Here is a 25,408-nt window from a genome sequence, read left to right as displayed (position 1 = left end):
CCGCGCCCGAGAGCGGCACACCGGGCGGGTGACGCTGGATGCATGACGGACATGATCCTGATCCCCACAGACGCACACTCCGCCGCCGACGCCGTCCCCCTGGTGGACATTTCAGGCGCCGGTCTCACCGAGACGCCCGTCCAGCAGGCCATGGAGCTGGCCCGCGTGCACGGGCCGGTGTTCCGGCGCCGCCTCAACGAGCACGAGCACCTCTTCGTCAGCTCGCTCGACCTGGTCACCGAGCTCGCCGACGAGACCCGGTTCTCCAAGGGCATCTCGAAGACCCTCGACCATGTGCGCGAGTTCGCCGGCGACGGTCTGTTCACCGCCTACAACGACGAGCCGAACTGGGCCAAGGCGCACGACATCCTCATGCCCGCCTTCGCGCTCGGCTCGATGCGGACCTACCATCCGGCGATGCTGCGCGTCGCGCGCCGCGTGATGGACAGCTGGGACCGCCAGGCCGCGCGGGGCGCGGCGGTGGACGTCGCCGACGACATGACGCGGATGACCCTGGACACCATCGGTCTCGCCGGATTCGGCTTCGACTTCGACTCGTTCGGCCGGTCCACCCCGCACCCCTTCGTCGAGGCGATGGTGCGCTGCCTGGAGTGGAGCATGAAGCGGCTCGGCCGCACCCCGGACGGCGACTACAGCGAGCAGGACCAGGAGTTCGAGCGGGACTCGGGCTATCTCGCCTCCGTCGTCGACGAGGTCATCGCCGCCCGCACGAAGAGCGGGGACACCTCCGTCGACGACCTGCTCGGCCTGATGCTGGGCGCGGCCCACCCCGAGGACGGCACCACCCTGGACGCGGCCAACATCCGCAACCAGGTCATCACCTTCCTCATCGCCGGGCACGAGACCACCTCGGGCACCCTGTCCTTCGCGCTCTACCACCTCCTCAAGGACCCGACCGCGCTGCGCCTGGCCCAGCGCGAGGCCGACGAGCTGTGGGGCGACACCCCCGATCCCGACCCCACCTTCGAGGACATCGGCAAGCTGCGCTTCACCCGCCAGGTGCTCAGCGAGGCACTGCGCCTGTGGCCGACGGCGGCCGCCTTCACCCGGCAGGCCCGCGAGGACACCCTGCTCGGCGGGCGCGTCCCGCTGGGCGCCGGCGATCTGGTCACGGTGCTCACGTCGATGCTGCACCGCGATCCCGCATGGGGCGACAACCCCGAGCTGTTCGACCCGGCACGGTTCACGTCCGAGGCCGAGGCGGCCCGCTCCCCGCACGCGTACAAGCCGTTCGGAACCGGTGAACGGGCCTGCATCGGGCGGCAGTTCGCGCTCCACGAGGCGACGATGCTGCTTGCGCTGCTCGTGCACCGCTACCGCTTCGTGGACAGCGCGAACTACCAGCTGCGGATCAAGGAGACCCTCACCCTGAAGCCCCACGGTTTCGCGCTCTCCCTCATTCCGCGCACCCCGGCCGACCGGGCCCTGAACGGGGCCGCACTCCCCGCCGCGTCCGCCGGCACGACGTCCGAGGCCGCCGAGTCCGGGCCCGAACTGCCCTCCCGGGTCCGCCAGGGCACCGGCCTGCTGCTCCTGCACGGCACGAACTACGGCACGTGCCGCGAGTTCGCCGAGCGCCTGGCCGCCGAGGCCACCGCGCTCGGTCTCGCCACCGAGACCGCCCCGCTGGACGCCCACGCGGGCGCACTGCCCAAGGACCGTCCCGTCGTCATCGTCGCCGCCTCCTACAACGGGCAGCCGACCGACGACGCGGCCCGCTTCGTGCGCTGGATCGAGGACGCCGAGCCGGGAGCGGCCGACGGCGTGCCGTACGCGGTGCTCGGCGTCGGCGACCGCAACTGGGCCGCGACCTACCAGCGCGTCCCCACCCTGATCGACGACCGCCTCGCGGCCCTCGGCGCCGAGCGGCTGCTGCCCCGCGCCGAAGCCGACGCATCCGGTGAACTCATGGGCACGGTAAGGGAGTTCGCGGAGCATCTGCGGGTGGCACTCCTCGAACGGTACGGGGATCCGGAGACCGTCGGCGCCACCGTGCCGCCCACCGAGTCCGCGTACACCGTCACCGAGATCACCGGCGGGCCGCGCGAGGCGCTCGCCGCACGCCACGGCCTGATGGAGATGACCGTCACCGAGGCCCGCGACCTGACCTCGCCAGGCCACCCCCGGCCCAAGCGCTTCCTGCGTCTGGCCCTGCCCGACGGCGTCACCTACCGCACCGCCGACCACCTCACCGTCCTGCCCGCCAACGACCCGGCCGTCGTCGCCAGGGCCGCGGCGGCCCTCGGCGTGGACCTCGACACGGTCCTCGGCATCCACGCGCAGGGCGCCGCGCCCGCCGCCCTGCCGGTCGACCGTCCCCTGTCCGTGCGCGAACTCCTCGCCCATTACGTCGAGTTGGGCGCCCGCCCCACCCGCGACCAGATCGCGCTGCTCGCCGCGCACAACCCCTGCCCGCCCGAGCGCGCCGCCCTCGAACACCTGGCGGCGGACGACCCGCGCCCCCTGCTCGGCCTCATCGAGGACCACCCCGCGCTCAGGGGCGCACTCGACTGGCCCACCGTCCTGGAACTGCTGCCCCCGCTGCGCCCGCGCCAGTACTCGGTGTCCTCGTCGCCCGCCCGCGACCCGCGCCACGCCGACCTGATGGTCGCGCTCAACCCCGGCGGCACCGGCTCCGGCCACCTGCACTCGCTGCGCCCCGGAGACACCGTGCTCGCCCGGGTCCAGCCCTGCCGCGAGGCCTTCCGCATCCCGCCCGAGGCGTCGCAACCGGTCATCATGATCGCCGCGGGAACGGGCCTCGCGCCCTTCCGCGGTGCCGTCAGGGACCGCCTGACGGCACGTCAAACCACCACCGCCATCCTCTACTTCGGCTGTGACGCACCGGAGGCCGACTTCCTCCACGCCGACGAACTGCGCGCCGCCGAACGGGCCGGAGCCCTCTCGCTGCGCCCCGCCTTCAGTGCCTCGGCCGAGGGCGGCGGCCGCTTCGTGCAGCACCGCATCGCCGCCGAGGCCGACGAACTCTGGCCGCTCCTGGAGGCGGGCGCGCGGGTGTACGTGTGTGGCGACGGCAACCGCATGGCACCGGGTGTGCGGGCCGCCTTCCGCGACCTGTACGCCCAGCGCGCGGGCGCCTCGGCCGAGGACGCCGAGGCCTGGCTGAACCGGCTCACCGCCGAGGGCCGGTACGTGGAGGACGTCTACGCGGGCTGAGGCACCCCGGGCCCCGCTCCCCGGCCGGGCGATCGGGCCGGCCGGGGAGCGGGCCCGCGCGGCGCGCACCAGAATCGTAGGAACCGGGCAGGCCGGTCACCGTAAGGCAGGCCTCCCCGCCCACCTCGACACCGGGAGAGAGCACGCGATGCCCACCAGCCCCGCAAGCACCGAGAAGAGCACCATGAAGGCCATGACGTACGCCTCGTACGGGGACAACTCGGTCCTGAGACTGACCGAGGAGCCACTGCCCAAGGTGGGCCCGGGCGAGGTGGTCGTCCGGGTGCGCTGCGCGGCCGTCAACCCGGTCGACTGGAAGATCATGTCCGGCGGTCTGGACGGCATGATGGACACGGTCTTCCCGGTGGTCCCGGGCTGGGACGTCGCCGGTGTCGTGGAGCGCACGGGCATCGACACCCCCGAGTGGAAGGCGGGCGACGAGGTCTTCGCCTACGCCCGCAAGGACTACGTGCACGGCGGCACCTTCGCCGAGTTCGTGACCGTGCCGGTACGGGCGCTCGCCCGTCGGCCGAAGTCCCTGAGCTGGGAGGAGACCGCGGGCGTCCCGCTGGCGGGGCTCACCGCCCGGCAGACGCTGACCCGGCTCGGCACGGGCAAGGGCGACACGGTGCTCGTGCACGGCGCCGCGGGCGGCGTGGGCACGTTCGGCGTACAGATCGCGCGAGCCATGGGCGCCCGCGTCATCGGCACCGCCTCTGAGCGCAACCACGACCGGCTGCGCGAGCTGGGGGCCGAACCGGTGACGTACGGCGACGGCGTCGCCGACCGCGTCCGGGCGCTGGCCCCCGAGGGCGTGGACGTCGTCGTCGACTACGTGGGCGGGGTGCTCGACACCACCTTGGCGGTGCTGCGCGAAGGGGGCCGGCACGCCTCGATCGCCGACCCTTCCGTCATGGAGGCGGGTGGCCAGTGGATGTGGGTGCGCCCCGACGGTCCCGGGCTCGAAGCCCTTGCCACGCTCGCGGACGCGGGGCAGCTCAAGGTCCCGGTGGCCGAGTCGTTCCCGCTGGAGCGGCTCGCGGACGCGTTCGAACTCAGCCGGACGGGTCACGCCCACGGCAAGATCGTGATCCGGGTCGGCGAGGACGCGGCGTAATCCGCACCCGGTCAGGTCAGCGAGGACGTGACGCAATCCGCCGTTCGTGGCCGGGCCCGGTGTCGGGTCGGTGAACTCAGGGGTAATTCTGGACGCCCGGCCACCCGGATGCGCGTTCGGGTGCGGCCGGGTGCCTAGCATGAGCGGCGTCGTCCTCTCGCAGCTGACACGAACGGAGTGCCGTGATGAGCGACCCCGGTCCGGGCTCTGGTCAGGAACCGGCCGAACCCGACGAGGGGTCCGGCACAGCGGCCCACAAGTCCTGGCCGCCCGTCGGCCGGCGTACGGCGGCGGCCCTGGCCGTGGCCGTCGTCGCGGTGGGCGCGGGCGCCTATGCCCTCGCTTCGTCCGGCGGCGGCTCCTCGGACGCGAAGCCTCCGGCGGCCAAGGGGCCGACGACCGTCGAGGTGTCGGCCGGCGCCTGCGGCAAGGGCTGGAGCGGCGCGACACCGGGTCCGCAGGTCTTCGCGCTGCGCAACACGTCCTCGACGGCGGCCGAGGTCGATCTCACCGACCCGGCGACCGGCGCCGTCTACGGGGAGGTCGAGGGCCTCGCCCCCGGCACGACCCGCGAGATGCGCGTGGTCCTCGGCGGCGGTTCGTACGCCTTCAAGTGCCTGCCGGACGACGCCGACGCGGTCACCGGACCCACCGTGAAGATCGCGGGCGCGAGTACGGGGAGCGGACCGGCCGCGGTCCCGGTGACCCAGCACGACCTCATCCCCGTGGCCCTCGCCTACCAACAGTGGATCACGGCCAAAACCGTTGAACTCACCGACCGCACCGATGAGTTGAAGCGCGCCGTCGACGACGGCGACCTCGCCGCGGCACGGGACGCCTGGCTGCCCGCGCACCTGGTCTACGAGCGCATGGGAGCCGCCTACGACGCGTTCGGCGATGCGGACGCAGCCATCAACGGCTCGGGCCCCGCGCCCTCCGCCGCCGGAGCGGCCCAGGACTTCGAGGGCTTCCACCGCGTCGAGTACGGGCTGTGGCACGGCGAGTCGGCCGCATCGCTGCGCGGGCCCGCCGACCGGCTCGCCCAGGCCGTGCACGCCCTGCGCGACAGCTGGCCGCAGGAACGCCTCGACCCGGCCCAGCTGGGGCTGCGTGCACACGAGATCCTGGAGGCCACGGCGCAGTCGGAGCTCACCGGCCGCACCGACTACGGCAGCGGCACCAACCTCGCCACCGCCCGCGCCAACCTCGACGGCACCCGCGAACTCCTCACCCTGCTGCGCCCGTTGCTCACCAGCCGCTACCCGGACCTGCCGCGCCTCGACGCCTGGCTGGACCGCACCGAGCACACCCTGGACGGCTTCGGAACGGGTGGCCACTGGACGCCGCTTGACCGGCTCGGCCGCCAGGACCGGCAGCGGGTCAACAGCGACGTCGGCCAGGCGGTGGAACTCCTCGCCCCGGTGGCGACGATCTGTGATGCGCGGAGGACGGCATGAGCGAGGTACGACGGCGCGGCTTCCTGCGGGGCGCGGCCGTGGGGGTCGGGACCGCGGTCACCGGGGCCGCCCTGAGCGGCGCGATCCCCCGCCCGGCCCTGGCGGACGCCGCGAGCAAGCCCTCCGGGCACGTGGACTTCCACGGCGTGCACCAGGCCGGGATTCTCCAACCCCCGCAGCGGACAACGGCGTTGGTGTCCTTCGACGTGACCGCCGCGGACCGCAGGGAGCTCAGCGAGCTGCTGCGTACGCTCACGGAACGGGCCCGCTTCCTGGCCACGGGCGGCTCCCCGGCACCGGTGGGGATCACCGCGCCGCCGAGCGACTCCGGGGTGCTCGGCCCGCAGGGGCCCACGGGCGGGGTGACGGTCACCACGGGCGTCGGCGCTTCCCTCTTCGACGACCGGTTCGGCCTGAAGAGCCGCAAGCCGGCCCGGCTCACCGCGATGCCGGCCTTCCCCGACGACGACCTCGACGCGGCCTGGTGCCACGGCGACCTGAGCGTGCAGCTGTGCGCCGACACCCCGGACGTCGTTCTGCACGCCCTGCGCGACATCGCCCGGCACACCCGCGGCGGGATGCAGGTGCGCTGGCGCATGGACGGCTACACCAGCCCGCCACGGCCGAGCGGAACGCCCCGCAACCACATGGGTTTCAAGGACGGCACCGCCAACCCCGACACCGCGGACGCGGCCGCGATGGACCGGCTGGTGTGGGTGGGCGCCGGGGGCGGTGAGCCCGCGTGGACGGCCGGGGGCAGCTACCAGGTGGTGCGGCTGATCCGGATGCTGGTGGAGTTCTGGGACCGGGTCTCGATCGGTGAGCAGGAGCGGATGTTCGGGCGCAGCCGCGACACCGGCGCACCCCTCGACGGCAACGCCGAATTCGACGCCCCGAAGTTCGCGGAGGACCCCAAGGGCGATGTGATCCCCCTGGACAGCCACATACGGCTCGCCAATCCGCGCTCCGGACAGCCGAGCGAGAACCAGCGGATCCTGCGCCGCGGCTACAACTACGACCGCGGCATGGACGCCAACGGCGACCTCGACATGGGGCTCGTGTTCTGCTGCTACCAGCAGGACCTGGCCCGGCAGTTCGAGACCGTCCAGAAACGTCTGAAGGGCGAGCCGCTGGTGGACTACATCAAGCCATTCGGTGGCGGCTACTTCTTCGCCCTGCCCGGAGTGCGCGACCGGACCGACTGGTTCGGGCGGGCCCTGCTCGCCTGACGGTCGCCCACCCGGCCGCACATCACCAACAGAGGGTCAAGTTTTGGCCTGATATTCCTGACTGGCTGTTCACCAGGAGGACACGGTGTCGCCGTCGCGGTGTAGTGGTCCGCGCGAAACATCACGTCTCGTCAACGACATCAAGACGGCGGCCGGTCGCCGGACGCCAGTGGAGGCACGCGGAGCATGGGCAGCAAAGGTAGCGCGGCGGGTCCGGGGCGCTGGGCCAGACGGTGGGGGGCGTTCGCCGGAGCGGCGGCACTCGGCCTGCTGAGCGGTACGGTCCCGGCCGCGGCGGACTCGGCGGACCACCACGGCGGCCAGACGGCCACCCCGGTCAAGCACCTGGTGGTGCTCTTCCAGGAGAACGTGTCCTTCGACCACTACTTCGGCGCGTACCCGGTGGCGGCGAACACCGACGGCACGAAGTTCACCGCCGACAAGCACACCCCGAAGGACATCGACACCCTGCGCAACGCCGGGCTCCTGACGAAGAACCCGAACCAGTACCTGCCCAAGCGGCTCACCCCCGAGCAGGCGATGACCTGCGACCAGAACCACAGCTACGGGCCCGAGCAGTACGCCGCCAACGGCGGCAAGGCCGACCTGTACGTCCAGAACACGGACTCAGGCAAGTGCTCCGGCAACCTGTTCGGCGAGCCCGGCCTGGTCATGGACTACTACGACGGCAACACCGTCACCGCGATGTGGAACTACGCCCAGCACTACTCGCTCGGCGACAACTCGTTCAGCACCACCTACGGGCCCTCCACGCCCGGCGCGCTCAACCTCATCTCCGCGCAGACCCACGGGGTGATCTCCACCGACCCCGCCTCCGGCACCGAGCACCCCAAGCAGACGGCGAAGCCCGACCCGTACGCCGTCGTGTCTCCCAACGCCAAGGGCGTGGGCACGCTGGTCAACGACCCGGACCCGGCGTACGACGACTGCTCGGGCAAGGACCACACCAGCACCAGCCCGCTCGCGGCGATGCAGGGCCGAAACATCGGCGACCTGCTCAACCAGCAGAAGGTGACCTGGGGCTGGTTCCAGGGCGGCTTCCGGCCGAGCACCGCCTGGGACGGCAAGCAGGGCGACTACGCGAAGTGCTCCGGCACCACCCACACCAACGTGGGCGGCGCGGCGGCCATCGACTACAGCCCGCACCACTCGCCGTTCCAGTACTACAAGTCGACGGCCAACCCGCACCACCTGCCGCCGAAGAACACCGCGGAGATCGGCCACAACGGTCAGGCCAACCACAACTACGACCTCACCGACTTCGACGCCGCGCTCAAGGCGGGCAACCTGCCGGCCGTCAGCTTCCTGAAGGCCCCGGAGTACCAGGACGGCCACGCCGCCTACTCCGACCCGATCGACGAACAGCACTACCTCGTCGAGCAGATCAACAAGATCCAGCAGTCGCCGGAGTGGCAGGACACCGCGGTCGTCGTCGCCTACGACGACTCCGACGGCTGGTACGACCACGCCTACGCCAAGCCGCAGAACGGCTCGAAGGACACCAAGCCCGGCTCCGACGGCAAGGCCCCCGACAGCCCCGCCTGCCAGGCCGGACCGGCCGCGGCCGGCGGCTACTCCGACCGCTGCGGCCCCGGCACCCGCCAGCCGCTGCTCGTCATCTCGCCGTACAGCAAGGTCAACTCGGTCGACCACACCCGCACGGAGCAGGCGTCGATCACCCGCTTCATCGAGGACAACTGGCACACCGGACGCATCGGCGACGCCTCCTTCGACACCCGCGCGAACCCGCTGACCTCGGCGTTCGACTTCAAGCACCCCAACGGCAAGCAGGTCCTCCTCAACGCCGACGGGTCGGTCAAGTCGGTCACCGACATTCCCAAGCACCCGGTCCCGCCCACCTCTTCGACCGGGGGCAGCACGTCCGGCACGGGCGGCTCGGGCAACAACCCGACGACCCAGACGGCCGGCGAGACCCTCGCCGAGACCGGCTCCTCCTCGGCGCTCGTCCCGGCCGGGATCACCGCGGGCGCGCTCGCCGTGGGCGGCGCGGGCATCGCCTTCGCCCTGCACCGCCGCAGGAACCGCACCAGCGCGGCCCAGTAACTCCCGCTGCTGGCAATACAGTTGACCGAAGGGCCGCCGACGACGTGTCGGCGGCCCTTCGCGTTGCGTGGCACAGGACGCGCCGGGGGAGAGTCGGCCCGCCCGTCAGCGGGCAAGCAATAAGTGGGGAGGGGTGGTTCCGGCCGGCTCTCGCGGAAGGTTGCTGATGGGTATCTATGGGCAGGACTGGGCGTCGTACCAGTCGTCGACACCGAACACGGGCGGCCTGTCCTTCGCCTTCGTCAAGGTCACCGAAGGACTCTCGTACATCAACCCCCGCTGGGTGACACAGCGCGATCACGCCAAGGCCAACGGCCTGGTGTGGGGCGGCTACCACTACCCCCACATGGGCAACAGCGCGCAGGCCGAGGCCGACTACTTCATCGGCCAGGTCAACTGGCGGCCGGGCGACGTGGTGATCCTCGACTGGGAGGGCTACGACTCGGCGAACTCCGGTGTCCCCAAGTCGACCCAACGTGCCTACAAGGACGCCTGGTTGAGATACGTCAAGAGCCGCCTACCGCACAATCCCGTCGGCATGTACGCCAACCTCGACTACTGGTGGAACGTCGACCAGGACGGCTTCTACGCCGACTTCCTGTGGATCGCCACGGCCGGACGCGCCGCCGGGAACCCCGGGATCCGGGCCGGCTGGATGTTCCACCAGTACGGCGAGTCCAACGGCCTCGACCTGGACTACTGCCGCCTCGCCAGCACCAGTGAACTGCGCGACTGGGCCCTCTCGTTCCAGTACTCACCGCCTGAGGAGACCGACATGCCCCAATGGATCATCGGCCGCGTCGACCCGGGCGCCCAGCCCACCGTCGTCCTGCTGCCGCACGGCAGTGCGTGGGCCGGCTACAACCGCAAACTTCACCTGGGCATGGACCAGATCACCGACACCCCGGCGACCGGCTCGGTGCGCGTCGCCCTGCACGACGGCAACACGTGGCACGGCGTCCAGGCCGTGCAGCTCGCGGCCGAGGGAGGCCCGGTCGATGTGGACATCACCAGCGGCGATGTGAAGCTGAGCCTGCAGACGGACGCTGCGGGCGTCAGCTTCGCCGTCGAAACCTGGTAGTCCCGGTCGAAACCCGGCAGGACTCGGTCGTCTTCCTCGGCGACGCACGGCCCACGGCGTGACACGCTGGGCACTCTTGTGTCGTGAGTCATGCGAGGAGGCGGGTGCGCGTGCGGCCGATCCAGCCGGGGGAGACCCCTTCGGTCCTGACCGTCCTGGGGGAGGAGCGGCGGCTCCGCAAGGAGCTCGGATTCTGGAGCCTGACCGCGATCGGGTTCTCCAACATCCTCGGCTCGGGCTGGCTGTTCGCCGCCATGTTCGCCGCCCAGACCGCGGGGCCCGCGGCGCTGCTCTCCTGGGTCGGGGCGGGCGTGCTGTGCGCGCTCGTGGCCCTGGTCATGGTGGAACTCGGGGCCACCCGCCCGGAAGGCGGCGGCACGGTTCGGTGGCCGCTGTACGCGAGCGGGCGCCTCGTCGGCACCGTCGTCGGCTGGTCCGTGCTGCTCTCGGTCGGCGGCACGGCCGCGGAGATCAGCGCGATCATGCAGTACGCCGCGCACTATCTGCCGAGCCTCTACGACAACGGGCGCCTCACCGGCTCCGGCCTCGCCGTGGCCACCGGGCTCAGCGTGCTCCTGACGGCTCTCAACTGGTTCGCGGTGCGGACCTTCGCGAAGCTCAACAACCTGGTCTCGCTGTTCAAGGTGCTCATCCCTGTTCTCACGGTGGTCGCCCTGTTCCTCTCCGGCACGCACTCCGGCCGCCTCACCGACCACGGCGGCTTCGCACCGTACGGCTACGCGGCCTGTCTGACCGCGCTCGCCGGCGGCGGCATCGTGTACTCCGTCAACGGCTTCCAGGCACCCCTCGACTTCTCCGGCGAGGCCCGCAATCCGCGCCGCACCGTGCCGCTCGCGGTGCTCACCGGCATCGGCCTCGCGGTGCTCGTCTACCTCGGCCTGCAACTGGCCTTCCTCTTCACCGTCCCCGACTCCCTCCTCGGCCACGGCTGGCACGGCGTGAACTTCGACTCGCCCTTCGGCCAGCTCGCCCTCGTCCTCAACCTGCACTGGCTGGCCACCCTGCTGTACGCGGACGCCGTCGTCTCGCCCGGCGGCTCGGCCTACGTCGGGGTCGCGATCGACGCCCGGCACACCTACGCGCTGGCCAAGAACGGCCTGCTGCCCCGCTTCTTCATGCGCATCGACCCCCGCTCCGGGACGGCACGCCGCGCCCTGGTCCTGAACCTGCTCGTCATCATCGTCTTCATGCTGCCGTTCGGCGGCTGGCAGGACATCGTCAGCGTGATGGGCGACATGTACCTGCTCGTGTACGCGGCCTCGGCGGTCGCCGCCGCCGCGTTCCGGGCCCACGACAGGGACCGGGGACTTCCACCGGCCGACGGGCAGGTTCCCGGCGTGCACTGGATCGCGCCCATCAGCTTCCTCGTGGCCAGCGAGTTCGTCTTCTGGTCGGGCTGGCACCACCTGCGGCTCGCCCTGCCGCTGGTCCTGGCGGGCGTCCCCCTGTTCCTGCTGCTGCGCCGCGACGCGGAGGGGCGCTCCACGCTTCAGGAGCTGCGGCACGGCGCCTGGATCGTCTTCCACCTCGCCGCACTGACCCTGCTGTCGTGGCTCGGCACCTTCGGAGGCTCGGGCCACCTGCCGGCACCGTACGACTCCGTCGTGGTGGGCGCCCTCGCCCTCGCCGTGTTCGCGTGGGCGGTCCGCTCCGGCACGGCCCACCTCAGAACGGCCCCCGTCACCGCACTACCCACGACCTGACGGCACACGACGGCGCTTCCGGTACGCGAAGGTGAGCACGGCGAGCAGCGGCCCCCAGAGGACGAGCGGCGTGTAACAGAGGTAGAAGACGCCTCCCTGCCAGCCACCGGCCCGGCCCGGGAAGGTGTCGGGCAGCTCATCGCCCCGGATCGTGGTGCCCATCACCTGAGTGCTGAAGGCGAGGACGGTCCACATGAGCGTGAGTACGGTGGCCCCGCAGGCGCCCGGAATGACGATCGGCGTAGGCGAGGAGTTGAACCCCTCGGGGCACGCAGGGCACGGATGTCGTCGAACACCCGTCGCGGCCTGTCCCTCCGGTGTTACCTTCCGTGTCAATCGATGCGGAAGGTGCGCCTTGTGCGTGTCGGTTCCGGGGGGCGGTGAGTGCGGTGGGGGATCTTGATGCGGCAGGGGGCGCCGATGCGTTCCTGCGGCACATGTTGTGGCGGTATCCGGGACAACGGCAGCCGATCGTCGCGCTGTTGGGGCCGAGGCGGTCCGGCAAGACCGATCTGTTGCGGGCCGTGTCGCGGGCGTGTGGCGGGACCGTGGTGCACGCGGGGCTCGACTTCGAGGAGAACCCCGTCGACCCGGTGTCGGCGGCCGCCCTCGTCGCGTTCCAGATGATGCGCGGCTGGGACAATCTGCGCCGAGGCCCGGTGTTCCACCGCTTCGGGCTCGGGCTGCTCGCCCTGAACGAGAATCTGGACGCGGACCGGGGCCGGGCCGCCGACCAGATACGTGAGCTCATACAGCAGTACACCCGCAACACCCGGCCGGGCAGGTTCGCCGCCGGGGTGGAACACGCCGCGGCGACCACCATGGACGTCGTCGCCCAGGGAGCGTTGAGCCCCCTGGTCTCGGGGCCCGCGCGGGAAGTGGTCTCCGCCGTGCGAGAGCAGGCCAAGCCCGTCATCGGATCCCTGCTGCAGAGCGCCGCCCGCTGGGGCGTACGGGACGCGCTCAGGTGGCACATCAGCGTTCCCGAGGCCGAGTCCGCGCGCTCCATCGACGCGCTCATCAGGCTGAGTTCCACATCACGGTCCGCCGCGGTCGGCCCCCTGATGGCCGCCTTCCTCGCCGACGTCAAGGACCAGGCCGAACGCCATCCGCCACTGCGCTCCGCCTGCTCCTGCGTGCTGCCCGTCCACGGCGCCCGCCGAGACCGACACGACCACGCCTGGGTGCTCCTGGTCGACGGCGCGCAGACCCCGGCCGGACGCCGCTTCCTCGTCGAACTCGCCGGCGCCCGGTCCCGCAACCAACTGGCCGACACGGACGGTTCGGGCGCGGCGGACCCGCTGCTCGTCCTGGCCGCGTGCGAGCAGTGGCAGTCCGAGTGGACGTCCTGGTGGTGCGAGCCCTGGCGCTCGGCGCCGCTGAGCGCCACGCCCCAGCGCCGCGTCCCGCTCCTCTCCCGGGCGACCCGGACACTGTGGGCCCGGGAGAACGACGCGGCCGTCGCCGCCGAGCGCGGGCCCGCGGCCGCCTGGTGGTACCCCGTATGGCTCGACCCGATGACCGAGGAGCAGGTCGGGTACGCGATGGACCGCTCCGACCCGTCGCCGGCCCGGCCGCTGCCCGCATCCGTCGTCCACCGGCTCACCGGAGGCCACCGGGGCGCCGTTTCCGCCGTACTCGACGAACCGTTCGCCGCGCACCCCGGACCGCACGGCCCCGCCGTGTCCATGGTCGCCCCGGCCGACGAGGACGGCACGCCGCTGTGGTCCCACGCCCTGGAGACCAGCCTCCCCGAAGGGCTGCCCGTCCCCGGCGCCACCTGGAGTACCGCCCCCGCGATCGTCCTCGCTGCCGCCTACCTCGCCGACGTACGCACCGCGGACGACCCGCGCCTTCCCGCGGCCTCGACGGAACTCCCGCGCAGCCTGGAACTCCTGCGCCGGCACCTGTGGGTGAGCACCTTCACCCACCGCCCCTCGCGCATCCGCCAGATCGGCTGGGGCGACGCCGACGGGCCCGCCACGCTGCACCCCTGGCTGGCCCGCTCCGCACTCACCGCACTGAACACCGCCCGGCCCGCGCGACCTGTCGGCACGAACCCCTGGCACGAGCTGTTCGCGGCGCAGGCCCTCGCCCTGGCCGCCCTGCCGGTGCACGGCGGCGACCCTGCGGCCGTCGAGCGAGGGCTCTTCCACGACCTGGCCCTCGGCCGCTTCGCGCCGGTCGCCGCGGCGCTCGCCGACCGGTTCGACGAGGACCACCGCGCCTGGATCCGCCTGCTCGACTACCTCTCCTCGGCGCCCTGCCGGCTGCTGTACGAGCACTCGCCCCAGGAGGCGTACGCGCTGCTGCTCGACGGGGTCGAGGACGGCGGGCAGACGGTCCTCGCGGTGGCCACCGCCAAGCTGCTCGCCCTGCTGTGGCTGTACAGCGACCCGCTGACCGAGCACACCCGGCGCTGGGACGGCGAGATACAGGAATGCTTCACCCGCCTCGCGCACAACTCCCGTCTGCTGGACGTCAGTCCGCTCCAGCAGGCGGCGGCCGCCTTCGCCTAGCCCCGCGACGGACGCGGCACCCCCGCGCCAGTCGACCGCACCGCAAGGAGTGTCCATGCCACCCGCTGTAGGCAACCCCCGCTTCGGCCGGCTGCGCCGTCACCCGGTCCTCTCGCTCCTCGCGGCGCTCGTGATCCTCACCGGCCTCGTGTTCGGCGGCCGCTGGGGCTACGGCCGGCTCTTCCCGCCCTCGCTGACCTGCGGCACCGGCATGACCGCGACGGGGACGCCGCTCGCCTGCGCGGGCGTGAACATCGACAGCGGGCCGTTCACCGACCACGAACCCGCCCGGATGCGGGAGTTGGAGCACATGGTCAAGTCGGCCAACGACGCGGTGAAAGGCCCGTACACCAGCGTCGTCCTGATGCTGGACCTCTCGCCCGTCTCCGACGTGGACACCCTCACCTACGACTCCCTCTACCCGAACATCGAGGGCGCGCTCACCGCCGTGTGGCGGGCCAACAACACAGCCGCCTACGGCAGTACGCCCGCCATCAAGCTGTACCTCGCCAACATGGGCAGCCAGTACGGCTCCTGGGCCGCGACCGTGACCAACCTGAAGAAGCAGATGAGCGCCGAACGCATCTCGGCGGTCGTCGGACTCGGCCAGTCCACCGAGCAGACCCGGCAAGCCGCCGCGGCGATCTCCACGCAGCTGCACATTCCCGTCATCGGATCGACGGTGACGGGCGACTCGATGAACCTCGACCCGGCCGACCCCACCGGCAAGAAGCAGATCGTCGACATGTTCCGGGTCTCCCCGACCAACGCGGACTCGGTGATCGCCGCGAACCAGTACGTGTCCACCCTGAAGCCGGCCGTGACCTCCCTCGCCGTGGTCGCGGACAGCGTCACGGGCGACGACTACACGCAGACGCTCGCCGAGGCGGCCAAAAGCAAGTTCAAGGCGGCTGGCCGCACAGTGACCGTGCTCCCGTACACCTCGCCCAGCGATCTGCCCGCCGGATCGGGCCGCCAGGACTACCTGGTCCAGCAGTTCAACCTCATGCACGCCAACCTGTGCCAGGCTGCCCCCTCTGTCGTCTACTTCGCGGGCCGGGGCCGCGACCTCGGGGCGTTCGTGGAGAACTGGGTGCAGGGCGCGCCCTGCGGAATTCCCCAGCTGCACATCCTCGCCGGTGACGACGCCTCGGAGGCCATCCACGACAAGGGCGTTCTGAACGGCATCGCCTCGGGCCGGGTCACCGTCGCGTACACCGCGCTCGCCAGCCCCGACGAGTGGGGCAAGGACTGCCCCGGCTCCGACGCCAAGCACAACTACGACCAGTTCTGGGCGGCGTTCACCGGCCGGCCCGACCCCTGCACCGGCCAGCCGCTGACCGCCGACAAGGACGTGGCGACCCTCACCTTCGACCCCGCCGACCTGGGCAGCGGGCAGGCCATGCTCACGCACGACGCGGCCGTGGCGGCGATCAGCGCGGGCCGGCGTGACGCCGTCGGGCTCAAGAACCCGGGCCTGGAGACCGGCATCCTGCACCAGTTCTACTGCGCCCAGATGCTGCCGGGTGCGAGCGGCTGGCTGTCGTTCCGCGCCGACGGCACACCCGCGGGCAAGCCCACCCCGGTGGTCCAGCTCGGCTCCGACGGCTCGACCAGGACGATCGCCCTCACCTGGCCCGACGGCACCCCCAACCTGAGCCTGCCGCAGCGCGGCGGCAAGGGGGCACCCGGCTGCTGAATCCTGCATGAACCGCCCGGGGCACGGTACTCGGGGAGCGACGGGGCGGCCGGCCCGGCCGCCGGGGCCCGCTACGAGGAGGTGGCTTCGCACGAGCGAGCCCGGGGCCTTGGGAGCCGGCTTCAGGAGCATCGCCGTCACAGTGCGACGGAAGGCAGCGCGATGAGCACCGAAGTGAAAGTGGCCCTGGTCCTCGCGGCCCTCGCCCTCCTCGCGACCGCTGTGCTGACCGTTGTTCTGACGGTACGTCTGATCCGCGCCCGCAAAGTCCTCCAGGACGCCGGAATCCCCCTTGCGCACAAGGCCGCCTTCTGGGGCGCACTGCTCTACGTCATCAGCCCCGTCGACCTCCTCCCGGACCCGATCTACCTCGACGACATCGGCGTGCTGCTCCTGGCCCTGCGAACCCTGCACATGGCGGCCACCGCCCCGGGCGGCCCGGACAGGCTCACCGAGGGGCGGGGAGCAACGCGCGGAGATCGGCCGAAGTGATGAGGGCCTCGGCGCAGCCGTCGCGCAGGACGACCGCGGTGTCCTGGGCGTGCCCGGTCAGTGTGCCGAGGGCCGTCGCCGCGGGCTCGCCGTAGCCGAAGTGCGGGAGGGGCGGTTCGAGGTGGCCCGACAGCGGATCGGCCGGGCCCGCCGTGCCGTCGTGCAGGGCTGCTTCGAGTGCCGCCAGGGTCACCGATCCGGTGAGTTCGGGCGCGGTGGGTCGGCGCTCGGGGCCCGCCGGGCAGGGGCCGGCCGGCAGGACGGGGTCCTGGCCGCTCCGCTTCCTCGCGCGGAGCGCCTCCAGCGCGTCACCGACAGAGGTGTGACTGTTGAGGTAGGGCAGCGGTGAGGTGCCGCCGGCCATGGGCGCGGCGTCGGCCACCCTGGGCGCACTCTCGTCACCGTCGAGGAAGCCCAGGCGCAGCATCCAGGTGTCGTTGAAGTACTTGGACAGGTACTGCCTGCCGGAGTCCGGCAGGATCACCACTACGACGGCGTCGGGCCCGGCGTCCGCGGCGACCCGATGGGCCGCGGCCAGCGCCGTCCCCGAGGAACCGCCCGCCAACAGGCCCTGTTCGCGGGCGAGTTGGCGCAGTGTGTCGAGGGCCTGCCGGTCGGCGACGGGCACGATGCGGTCGACGACATCGGGGTGATAGGACGTGGGCCAGATGTCCTGGGCGGTGTCCGGGTGCAGGAAGTGTCCGGCCGCCTCGATGAAGTAGGGGCGGCCGTCGCCCCCGGAGTAGACGGACGACGCGGGGTCCGCGCCGATCACCTCGACGGCATGGCCGCTGACCTCCTTGAGGTAGCGTCCGGCGCCGCTGATCGTGCCGCCGGTCCCGATGCAGGACACCAGATGCGTGACGCGTCCCCGGGTCTGGCGCCAGATCTCCGGCCCGGTGGTCAGGTAGTGCGCGTCCGGGTTGGCCGGGTTGTCGTACTGGTTGGCCAGCCACCCGCCCGGCGTCGTCTCGGCGAGGTGGGCGGCGAAGCTCATCGGGTGGTCGGGATGCTGGCGCGGCAGACCGGCCGGCTTGACCACCACCTCGGCGCCGAACGCCCGCAGGGTGTCGACCTTCTCGTCACTGACCCGGTCGGAGACGACCACCACGATCCGGTACCCCTTCTCGGCCGCCACCAGCGCGAGCCCGATGCCCGTGTTGCCGGAGGTGGCCTCGATCACGGTCCCGCCGGGCCGCAGCAGCCCGTCCTTCTCCGCCTGCTCGATCATGCGCAGGCCGATCCGGTCCTTGGCGCTGCCCCCGATGCTCAGGTACTCCAGCTTCGCGTAGACAGCGGCGGCACCGCCGGTGCGCAGCCGGACCAGCGGGGTGCCGCCGACGAGGCCGAGCGCAGACTCATACACATCCATTGCGTCCATCACGGCACCTTAGCCAATGGCCGCAGACGTCAAGCGCCATGCCGAGATGGCGAGTTGGTCCGTACGCCGACCATTCCAGCCCAGCCCCTCCGGAATCGCCGTCCCGGAATCAGCAACGAAAGTTGCCGCGGCCACTCGACGGGCGCACGCTCCTTGACATGAGCGCACACAACGGTCCCGCACACGCACACGGGCACGCACACGGCAACAGCCATGGCCACGGTCACGGTGACATCGACTGGGAGGCCATGGCCGCCGTCCTGGAGAACGGTGGTGAACTCCAGCTCCCGGTGCTGCGCCGGACCGCGGCCCGCCTGGCGCAGGCACTCGCGCCCGAGCACGAGGTGCGGCGCGTGCTCGACGTCGGGAGCGGGCCGGGCGTCATGACCTGCGTGCTCGCCGAGACCTTCGCCGACGCCGACGTGGTCGCCGTCGACGGCGCGCCCGCGCTCCTCGACCACACCCTGGCCCGCGCCGAGCGGCTCGGCGTCGGTGAGAGGGTCGCCGTACGGCATGCGGAGTTGCCGGAGGGCCTGAAGGGCGGCGGCCTCGGCGCGGCGGATCTGGTCTGGAGCAGCAAGGCCGTGCACCACCTGGGCGATCAGCAGGGCGCGCTGGACGCGCTCGCCGGTGTCCTGAACCCCGGCGGCGTGCTCGCCGTGGCGGAGGGCGGTCTGCCCATGCGCTGTCTGCCGCGCGACATCGGGATCGGCAAGCCCGGTCTCCTGGCCCGGCTGGATGCCGCCCAGGAGCACTGGTTCGAGGCCATGCGCGCCGAGTTGCCCGGCAGCACCACCCTGGTCGAGGACTGGCCCGCGATGTTGCGCCGCGCCGGGCTCACCCGGGTCGGCAGCTTCACGCTCCTGCTCGACCTGCCGGCGCCCCTGGGCGAGCCGGCCCGTGTGTTCCTGCACGCCCAACTGACGCGGCTTCGGGAGACGATGAGCGAGTCCCTGGACGCGGAGGACCGCAAGACTCTGGACGTGCTGCTCGACGCGGACGCGCCGGACGGCATCCTGCGCCGCCCCGACGCGTTCCTCCTGTCCGCCACCACGGTTCATGCGGGCGTACGTCCGGCTTGACGGCGGGCGCCGGGCACGGCGGCCGGATCGCCAACTGGCCGCCGTGCTATAGGAGTTGCTCAATCAATCCGGCAATGGGGGCTATCGCTCGGCGTGCCCCTTCGCCAGCGACCACTCGCGGTGGAGGGTGCCCAGCGGGATGTGGTGCTCGATGACGGGCGTGCCGAACAGGGACAGCTGGAAGTCCAGCCGGCCGCTGAGGTCGAAGCCGCCGTACGCCGCCCAGGATGCGGACGCCGATGCCTTGCCGTCGCTCGACGCGTTCGCCTTGGCGTCGACCTCGCCGCGCAGATAGGGCGCGAAGTCCGCGGTGACGCCGACGGCCCCGTACAGGCCGACGGAGGCCTCGGCGCCGAGCGCGCCCTTGACCGTTCCGGCGGCGGTGACGCTCGCGTTCACCGGGGTGCTGTGCACGGCCGACGTGCTGACCGGGGCCCAGCCCTTGCCCGCCGCGTAGCTGCCGCCGACCCGGAAGTCGCCCTTGACGTCCTGCTGGACGTCGAGGGTGACGTGGCCGTCGGCCTCCACCTGGACGTAACAGGTCAGGTCGAGGTTGACGACGACGGGCACCGGGCCCACCTGGATGACCGGCGCGCTGTGCAGCTTGGCGAACGGGATGCGCTTGGGCGCGCCCGTACTGGCGGCGGCGCGGCCCTTGAGCGCCCACTGCGAGGACCAGTCGCCGCTCATGCCGAGGAACGCGGAGCTCAGGCCGAGCCCGCCGTCCTTGCTGCCGTCGTACGAGAACTCCACCTGGGGAGCGAGCTGTACGAAGCCGGAGACCGATGCTCCCGCCGAGGCGGGGGCGTCCTTGGCGGTGTCCACCGCGGCGTTCACGTCGAGGCGCAGGTTGCCGAGCGGCAGCTTGGCGCCCTGCGGGCCGAACCGTACGCCCTGGCTCTTGGCGTAGGAGAAGGTGACGCCCTTCATCAGGGGCACGACGCTGACGGACGCCGGGTCGACCGGGACCTTGCCGTCGGCCTTGTCGTCCTTGAGGACCGAGGCCAGGGTCGTGGCGGCGGTCTTCACCTCGGTGCCGCGGTCGTTCTTGCCCACGACCTCGGTGACCTTGGCGAGCAGGCCGTTGGGGGCGCCGGGCGCCGGCGCGCTGGCGATGATGTCGCCCACCGCGACCGGCTTGTCGGCCGGCTTGCCGGGCGTGGGGGAGTGGCTCGGCTTCGCGGTGTGGGCCGGCGGGGCCGTGGCTATGACGGCGCGCCCGCTCGCCTTGTCGTACGAGGCGACCTTGAACGAGGACTTCTCGGGCTGGCCCATTCCGGTACGGGTGCGAGCCAGCGGCGTCGGCGCGGCCGAGCCCTGCGGCGCGGCGTTCACGTCGAGCTGCTGGGTGCCGTCGGCCGTCGCCGAGGGCGTTGCGGCGCTTCCCGGCCCGGCCGCCGCGGTGTGGCCCGGCGAGGAGCAGCCCGTACCGGCCAGCGCGAGGGCGGTCAGGCCGGGGAGCAGGAGGCGTCTGGTGAGGGTGCGCACGTAGATGTGACCTTCGGGTTGGGGGGTGGCCGTTACCGACAGGTAACGTGAAGGTGATCATGCCATGTGCGCACGGCCGTGGTCACCTTCCGATCCCGCCAACTCGCCTGCTGGACAGGTCCGTTGAAGCTTCACCTACGGGTGGCTGGCGGACGCCTCCATGGGCGCTGTGCGCCGCCAGGGGTGAAGATTCTCCAACTGGGCTGCCAGATCGAGCAGTTGGTGCTCCGAACCCGGTCGTCCGACGAGCTGGACGGAACCCGGAAGGCCCGAGGGAAGCGAGCCGAACGGCACGGCGAGCGCGGGTCGGCCGGAGAGGTTCCACGGCGGGGTCATCGGCGAGCAGGCGGTGTTCACCAGCACATTGGCCAGCCAGCCGCGCTCGTGCCAGGCATCGGCCGCCGGGCCCGGTCGGGCGAGTGCGGGAGTCACCAGCACGTCGTACTTCTCGAAGAACGGATCGAGTCGCTGGTTCAACGCCGCGCGGTGGTCGGTGCGCAGCATGCCCAGCCGTCCGGCCAGCCGCCCGATCGCCGCGTGGCGCCGGGTGCGGGGTGCGAGCAGCCGCGGGTCGAGCCCTCGGGCGTCCTGCGCGGTGCCGCCCGTCCAGCGGGCGAGGATGGTCGTCCCGAACGACAGGGGATAGGGCGGATGGGCGGTCGTCAGGCGGTGGCCCGCCCCGGCGAGAGCCCGGGCGGCCTGGCGGGCGAGCCCCGCGTACGCCGTGCCAACCCGAACTCCCGTGATGGGACTACGAGTTGAGGACGCGATGTCAAGGCCCAGGCTCTTTCCGTTTGATGCGCCCTCGCCGAAGTCCGTGACCGGCTCGTCCGCGAGCACCGAGAACATCAGCCGCGCGTCCGCCGCCGTCGTCGCGAGCGGGCCGTTCTCCGACATGCCGAACCAGCCGCCGCCGAGGTCCAGGGGTACTCGCCCGGTGCCCGGCTTGAGGCCTATGAGGCCGCAGTGCGCGGCGGGGATGCGCAGTGAGCCCATGCCGTCGTTGCCGAGCGCGATCGGCACGAGGCCCGCCGCCACCGCGGCCGCACTGCCCCCGGACGAGCCGCCCGCCGTACGCGAGGGGTCCCAGGGGTTGCGGGCGATGCCGTGCACCCCGTCCGTGGTGCCGAAGACACACAGCTCCGGTACGTGGGTCAGCCCCACCACCACCGCGCCCGCCGCGCGGAGCCGGGCCACGGTGACATGGTCCTCGGCGGCCGGGGTCGCAGGAGTGGCCGCCGAGCCGTTGCGGGTGCTCTCGCCGCGTACCGGCAGATTGTCCTTGATGGCCACGGGCACGCCCGCGAGCGGCAGTCGGGCCAGATCCGGCCGCGCGCCCACCGCGTCGGCCTCCTCCAGCGCGGCGGCCGCACGCACCACCCGGAACGCGCCGACGCGGCCGTTCACTTCGGCGATCCGGGCCAGGTGGTCGGCGACCACCTCGCGGGGCGCGGCCTCCTTGCGGCGCACCGCCTCGGAGATCTCGACGGCGGTCCGGCCTGCCCACTGGGTCACGGTGGCTCCTCGCTGCTGACTTGGTCACGAAGGCTGAGGAGGTCACTCTGTACGGCTCGTACGGACTCTGTCGATACCGCGATCTTCAGTGGGCCCAACTGGGCGTCCAAATCGGCGAGTTGAGGTGACGAGGGGGAGTGAGGTGGCCGCGCAGTGCGGTGAGCGCGGGGTGCGGGTTGTCGCGGTGCCAGATGAGGGAGTGTGGGTAGACCGGCGTCGGGTCGACGAGGGGAATGCGGCGCAGGCCCTGGTCGGCCGGCCAGACGAACCGGGTCTGCTCGCCGACCAGGGTCGCCAGCGTCGAGGAGTCGGCGATCGTGTCGAGCAGCGGCTCGGTGCCGAAGTCGGGGCCGGTCGCCTCGATGGTGAGCCCGAACGCGACGGCGAGCTCTTCGTAGTAGGCCGCCCACTCGGTCCCCGTGACCAGGCCGGGCATCCAGATCCGGTGTCCGGCGAGCTCGGCGGGCGTGACCGCGCGGGCGGCGGCGAACGCGTGGCCCGGCCCGGTCAGGAGCTGCACGGGCTCGTCGTGGACCCGGGCGGTCACGATGCCCTCGGGCAGGTGCCGCTCGGGCAGCGTGACCGCGCGGAAGGACGCGTCGATCGTGCCGGAGAGGACCGCGGCGAAGGCGGCGTCCGCGTCGAAGAGGGTCACCACGTCGAGCTCGGTCCCGGGATGGGCGCCGTGGAAGTCGCGCAGCAGGTCGGCGGGCGCGAGCCGCCGGCCGATCACGTCGACGCGCAGCGCGCGGCGGCCGGGCCGAACGGAGGCGGCCGCCCGCTCCTCGGCCCGCAGCAGCGCCCGGGCATGGGGCAGGAACGCCTGCCCGTCCATGGTGGGCCGGGCCCCGCGCGGGGTCCGCGTGAACAGCCGCACACCGAGCTCCTTCTCCAGTGAGGCGATGCGCTTGGAGACGGCCTGCTGGGTGATGGCGAGGTCGGCGGCGGCCTGCTGGAACTGGCCCGCGTCCGCCACGGCGACATAGGTGCGTACCGCGTTGAGATCCACGTCGGGCGACCCTAGTGCACAATTTCTGGTTGTAGCTGTCCGCCCAGGTGGTTGTTTGACCGGCGGACAGGGCGGCCGCTTTGATCTCGCTGGTCAACGCGAGGTTGTACGGCAGGGGCGGCGAAGGGTGTGCTGGGAATGGTGGGCAAGCGGTCGTTGGGGCGGCAGTTCGGGTGGCTGTGGGCCGCGTACGGGGTCAGCACGGTCGGCACGATGCTGGCGTTCGACGCATTGCCGATCATTGCGATCCTGGTGCTGCACGCCGGGCCGGCCGCGGTGTCGGCGCTCGCCGCCACCGGGCTCGCGGTGGGGGCCGCGCTCGCGGTGCCGCTCGGCCCGTGGGTGGAGTTCCGCCGCAAACGGCCGGTCATGATCGCGGCGGACCTGATCCGGTTCGCGACCCTGCTGAGCATCCCCGCCGCGTTCGCGCTCGGCCTGCTCGGCTTCGTCCAGCTGGTGGTCGTGTCGATCGTCGTCGGCGCGGCCGACCTCACCTCCAGGGCGGCGAGCGGGGCCTGCCTCAAAGCGCTGGTACCGCCCGAGGACCTGCTCGTCGCGAACGGCCGGTTCGAGTCCACCAGCTGGACCGCCACCATGATCGGACCGCCGCTCGGCACGGCTGCGATCGGACTGTTCGGGCCGGTGACCACGGTCACGGCCGACGCGGTCAGCTATCTGTTCTCGGCCCTGGGGATCCGGGCGATCGGCGGGAAGGAGGAGCCGCCGCCGCAGCGCGCCACCCCGTCGTCGGGGCCGAGGCGGGGCGAGCTGCTCGAAGGGTGGCGGTTCATCCTGGCGCACCCGGCACTGCGTCCGCTGTTCTTCAACGCGGCCCTGAACAACGGCCTGATCATGGCGACCGCACCGCTGATGGCCACGCTCATGCTCGGCTCCCTCGGGTTCGCGCCCTGGCAGTACGGGCTCGCGTTCGGCGTCCCGTGCATCGGCGGCCTCATCGGCTCACGGCTCGTGCGTCGGCTCGTCGCGCGGTTCGGGCAGCACCGGGTGATGCTCGCCTCCGGGGCGCTGCGCGCGTGCTGGCTGCCCGGCCTCGCCTTCGTCCGCCCCGGAGCGGGCGGCCTCGTGCTGGTCATCGCCGTCGAGCTCGGGCTGATCACGTGCTGCGGGATCTTCAACCCGGTGCTCGCCACGTACCGGCTCGAACAGACCGGGGCTGACCGGGTCGCCCGCACCCTGTCCGCCTGGTCGGTCACCACCAAGGTCACCATCGCCGCCATGACCGCCCTGTGGGGCGTGCTGGCCGGCCTGACCGGCCCGCGCACCGCCATCGCCGCCGCCGGTGTCCTCATGCTGGCGACCCCGCTCCTGCTTCCCCGCCGGGCCGGTACGCCGCTGCGCGAGGGGGAACCGGCCCCGAGCAGCACCTGAGAACCCCCGTGCCGGTTGGCATCAACGACCGCTGAACTCCCGCAAATCCGCGTTGAGTTGGTCGGCATGCGTCACGTACAGGCCGTGGCCCCCGTTCTCGTACAGCTTGAAGGTGCTGCCCGGGATGAGGGCGGCGGCGCGGCGGCCGGTGAGGTCGATGGGGGCGGAGGCGTCCTTGTCGCCGTGGATCACGAGCGTGGGGACGTCGATCTTCCGTGCTTCGGACGCCATCTCCAGGGTCACCAGGTTGGCGAGGAGGGCGGTCGCGGCGCGGGCGGTGGCTCCATGGCAGTCCTGGATCACCTTCTGGACGTAGGCGGCCGAGACGTCGTTGCCGGGCAGGCCGAGGGCGAAGTAGGCGTCGCCGCCGGTCGCGAAGAACTCGGCGAGGTCCCTGCGGAACGTCTCGTTGGCCGCGGCGACGGCCTCGGCGGGCAGCCCCTGCGGGTTGTCGTCGCCGCGCACGATGCCCGGCGCCATGCCGGCCACCAGAGCGAGCCGCGCCACCCGGCCGCTGCCGTGCCGGGTCAGATACCGCACCGCCTCGGTCGAGCCGAGCGAGTGCCCGATCAGGGTGACGTCGCGCAGGTCGAGGTGGTCCAGGAGCGAACCGAGGTCGTCGGCCAGCGTGTCGAGGTCGAACCCGCCCCAGACGTCCTCCGACTTGCCGTGCCCGCGCCGGTCGAGGCCAACGCAGCGGTAGCCCTCGGCGGCCAGCGGCAGCATCTGGAACTCCCACATCTCGGTACCGAAATAAGCACTGTTGACGAAGACCAGGGTGGGTCCGTCGGCCGGTCCGTAGTCGACGAAGTGGAGCGTGGTTCCGTCGGTGGCGGTGGCGAAGTACGGCATGAGAATCTCCCCGTCGTGTGGTGTCGTGCGGTGTGACCGGCCGCTGTGGTGCGCCGTGTTCACACTGTGGCCCGGGGCGGGGGCCGGGCAC

18 protein-coding genes are annotated in these 25,408 nt (G+C 72.1%); 12 read left to right on the top strand and 6 right to left on the bottom strand.

From position 1 onward, the window contains the following. Positions 1-42 precede the first annotated feature (42 nt). The 7 genes from ADK54_RS38925 to ADK54_RS38895 all read left to right on the top strand — a co-directional run bounded on the left by ADK54_RS38925 (position 43) and on the right by ADK54_RS38895 (position 11,891). The gene (locus ADK54_RS38925) at positions 43-3,198 is read left to right on the top strand and encodes a bifunctional cytochrome P450/NADPH--P450 reductase (protein ID WP_078966973.1); all 3,156 of its coding nucleotides are present in this window, start codon (positions 43-45) and stop codon (positions 3,196-3,198) included. Between the two features lie 184 nt (positions 3,199-3,382). Continuing rightward, the gene (locus ADK54_RS38920) at positions 3,383-4,315 is read left to right on the top strand and encodes an NADP-dependent oxidoreductase (protein ID WP_078966980.1); all 933 of its coding nucleotides are present in this window, start codon (positions 3,383-3,385) and stop codon (positions 4,313-4,315) included. A 185-nt stretch (positions 4,316-4,500) separates the two neighbouring features. Further along, a complete protein-coding gene (locus tag ADK54_RS38915; protein WP_053730541.1) occupies positions 4,501-5,772 on the top strand; it encodes an EfeM/EfeO family lipoprotein in 1,272 nt (423 codons plus the stop codon). Then, positions 5,769-7,001 carry an iron uptake transporter deferrochelatase/peroxidase subunit gene (gene efeB, locus ADK54_RS38910; RefSeq protein WP_053730540.1) on the top strand — a complete coding sequence of 411 codons (1,233 nt, stop codon included), beginning with the start codon at positions 5,769-5,771 and terminating at the stop codon, positions 6,999-7,001. Before ADK54_RS38915 ends, efeB begins: the two co-directional genes overlap by 4 nt. Before the next feature lie 186 nt (positions 7,002-7,187). Next, a complete protein-coding gene (locus ADK54_RS38905) occupies positions 7,188-9,086 on the top strand; it encodes a phospholipase C (protein WP_053730539.1) in 1,899 nt (632 codons plus the stop codon). Positions 9,087-9,252: 166 nt separating this feature from the next. After that, complete coding sequence (locus ADK54_RS38900) at positions 9,253-10,167, top strand: glycoside hydrolase family 25 protein (RefSeq protein WP_053730538.1); 915 nt, start codon at positions 9,253-9,255, stop codon at positions 10,165-10,167. A gap of 119 nt (positions 10,168-10,286) precedes the next feature. Beyond that, positions 10,287-11,891 carry an APC family permease gene (locus tag ADK54_RS38895; RefSeq protein WP_053730584.1) on the top strand — a complete coding sequence of 535 codons (1,605 nt, stop codon included), beginning with the start codon at positions 10,287-10,289 and terminating at the stop codon, positions 11,889-11,891. On the opposite strand, the gene ADK54_RS38890 is transcribed toward ADK54_RS38895, so the two are convergent. Beyond that, complete coding sequence (locus ADK54_RS38890; protein WP_053730537.1) at positions 11,877-12,086, bottom strand: hypothetical protein; 210 nt, start codon at positions 12,084-12,086, stop codon at positions 11,877-11,879. The genes ADK54_RS38895 and ADK54_RS38890 overlap by 15 nt on opposite strands. A 242-nt stretch (positions 12,087-12,328) precedes the next feature. Here ADK54_RS38890 and ADK54_RS38885 point away from each other — a divergent pair, with 242 nt between their 5' ends. The 3 genes from ADK54_RS38885 (at position 12,329) to ADK54_RS38875 (ending at position 16,601) form a co-directional block, all read left to right on the top strand. After that, complete coding sequence (locus tag ADK54_RS38885; protein WP_053730536.1) at positions 12,329-14,410, top strand: hypothetical protein; 2,082 nt, start codon at positions 12,329-12,331, stop codon at positions 14,408-14,410. Positions 14,411-14,465: 55 nt separating this feature from the next. Continuing rightward, positions 14,466-16,109 (top strand): ABC transporter substrate-binding protein, encoded by a 1,644-nt coding sequence (locus ADK54_RS38880; protein ID WP_053730535.1) that lies wholly within the window; start codon positions 14,466-14,468, stop codon positions 16,107-16,109. A gap of 162 nt (positions 16,110-16,271) precedes the next feature. Continuing rightward, positions 16,272-16,601 carry a YkvA family protein gene (locus tag ADK54_RS38875; RefSeq protein WP_053730534.1) on the top strand — a complete coding sequence of 110 codons (330 nt, stop codon included), beginning with the start codon at positions 16,272-16,274 and terminating at the stop codon, positions 16,599-16,601. Here ADK54_RS38875 and ADK54_RS38870 read toward each other — a convergent pair. Further along, the gene (locus ADK54_RS38870) at positions 16,558-17,982 is read right to left on the bottom strand and encodes a pyridoxal-phosphate dependent enzyme (RefSeq protein WP_324610223.1); all 1,425 of its coding nucleotides are present in this window, start codon (positions 17,980-17,982) and stop codon (positions 16,558-16,560) included. The genes ADK54_RS38875 and ADK54_RS38870 overlap by 44 nt on opposite strands. A gap of 158 nt (positions 17,983-18,140) precedes the next feature. Here ADK54_RS38870 and ADK54_RS38865 point away from each other — a divergent pair, with 158 nt between their 5' ends. After that, positions 18,141-19,064 carry a class I SAM-dependent methyltransferase gene (locus tag ADK54_RS38865; protein WP_053730583.1) on the top strand — a complete coding sequence of 308 codons (924 nt, stop codon included), beginning with the start codon at positions 18,141-18,143 and terminating at the stop codon, positions 19,062-19,064. An 81-nt stretch (positions 19,065-19,145) separates the two neighbouring features. On the opposite strand, the gene ADK54_RS38860 is transcribed toward ADK54_RS38865, so the two are convergent. The 3 genes from ADK54_RS38860 to ADK54_RS38850 form a co-directional block, all read right to left on the bottom strand. Continuing rightward, on the bottom strand, positions 19,146-20,552 hold the full coding sequence (locus tag ADK54_RS38860) for a hypothetical protein (protein WP_053730532.1): 1,407 nt from the start codon (positions 20,550-20,552) through the stop codon (positions 19,146-19,148). A gap of 135 nt (positions 20,553-20,687) precedes the next feature. Then, entirely contained in the window at positions 20,688-22,067 is a 1,380-nt protein-coding gene (locus ADK54_RS38855; protein ID WP_053730531.1) for an amidase, read from the bottom strand. 85 nt (positions 22,068-22,152) lie between these two features. Then, positions 22,153-23,076: a LysR family transcriptional regulator gene (locus ADK54_RS38850; protein ID WP_053730530.1), complete on the bottom strand. Its 924-nt coding sequence runs from the start codon at positions 23,074-23,076 to the stop codon at positions 22,153-22,155. Between the two features lie 138 nt (positions 23,077-23,214). Between ADK54_RS38850 and ADK54_RS38845 the strand changes: the two genes are divergently transcribed. Further along, complete coding sequence (locus ADK54_RS38845) at positions 23,215-24,465, top strand: MFS transporter (protein WP_053730529.1); 1,251 nt, start codon at positions 23,215-23,217, stop codon at positions 24,463-24,465. A gap of 21 nt (positions 24,466-24,486) precedes the next feature. Here ADK54_RS38845 and ADK54_RS38840 read toward each other — a convergent pair whose 3' ends face one another. Next, positions 24,487-25,317 (bottom strand): alpha/beta fold hydrolase, encoded by an 831-nt coding sequence (locus ADK54_RS38840; protein ID WP_053730528.1) that lies wholly within the window; start codon positions 25,315-25,317, stop codon positions 24,487-24,489. Between the last annotated feature and the right edge of the window lie 91 nt (positions 25,318-25,408).

This window comes from Streptomyces sp. WM6378 (assembly GCF_001279695.1).
In the GTDB taxonomy this organism is placed as follows: domain Bacteria; phylum Actinomycetota; class Actinomycetes; order Streptomycetales; family Streptomycetaceae; genus Streptomyces.
The sequence above is the reverse complement of the archived record's forward strand: the minus strand, read 5'-3'. Positions and strand labels throughout refer to the sequence as shown.

Excerpts from the sequence above, each read along its gene's own strand:
- ADK54_RS38925 (WP_078966973.1), top strand. The coding sequence starts at position 43 with ATGACGGACATGATCCTGATCCCCACAGACGCACACTCCGCCGCCGAC.
- ADK54_RS38920 (WP_078966980.1), top strand. The coding sequence starts at position 3,383 with ATGAAGGCCATGACGTACGCCTCGTACGGGGACAACTCGGTCCTGAGA.
- ADK54_RS38915 (WP_053730541.1), top strand. The coding sequence starts at position 4,501 with ATGAGCGACCCCGGTCCGGGCTCTGGTCAGGAACCGGCCGAACCCGAC.
- efeB (WP_053730540.1), top strand. The coding sequence starts at position 5,769 with ATGAGCGAGGTACGACGGCGCGGCTTCCTGCGGGGCGCGGCCGTGGGG.
- ADK54_RS38905 (WP_053730539.1), top strand. The coding sequence starts at position 7,188 with ATGGGCAGCAAAGGTAGCGCGGCGGGTCCGGGGCGCTGGGCCAGACGG.
- ADK54_RS38900 (WP_053730538.1), top strand. The coding sequence starts at position 9,253 with ATGGGTATCTATGGGCAGGACTGGGCGTCGTACCAGTCGTCGACACCG.
- ADK54_RS38890 (WP_053730537.1), bottom strand. The coding sequence starts at position 12,086 with ATGTGGACCGTCCTCGCCTTCAGCACTCAGGTGATGGGCACCACGATC.
- ADK54_RS38885 (WP_053730536.1), top strand. The coding sequence starts at position 12,329 with ATGTTGTGGCGGTATCCGGGACAACGGCAGCCGATCGTCGCGCTGTTG.
- ADK54_RS38880 (WP_053730535.1), top strand. The coding sequence starts at position 14,466 with ATGCCACCCGCTGTAGGCAACCCCCGCTTCGGCCGGCTGCGCCGTCAC.
- ADK54_RS38875 (WP_053730534.1), top strand. The coding sequence starts at position 16,272 with ATGAGCACCGAAGTGAAAGTGGCCCTGGTCCTCGCGGCCCTCGCCCTC.
- ADK54_RS38870 (WP_324610223.1), bottom strand. The coding sequence starts at position 17,982 with ATGGACGCAATGGATGTGTATGAGTCTGCGCTCGGCCTCGTCGGCGGC.
- ADK54_RS38865 (WP_053730583.1), top strand. The coding sequence starts at position 18,141 with ATGAGCGCACACAACGGTCCCGCACACGCACACGGGCACGCACACGGC.
- ADK54_RS38845 (WP_053730529.1), top strand. The coding sequence starts at position 23,215 with ATGGTGGGCAAGCGGTCGTTGGGGCGGCAGTTCGGGTGGCTGTGGGCC.
- ADK54_RS38840 (WP_053730528.1), bottom strand. The coding sequence starts at position 25,317 with ATGCCGTACTTCGCCACCGCCACCGACGGAACCACGCTCCACTTCGTC.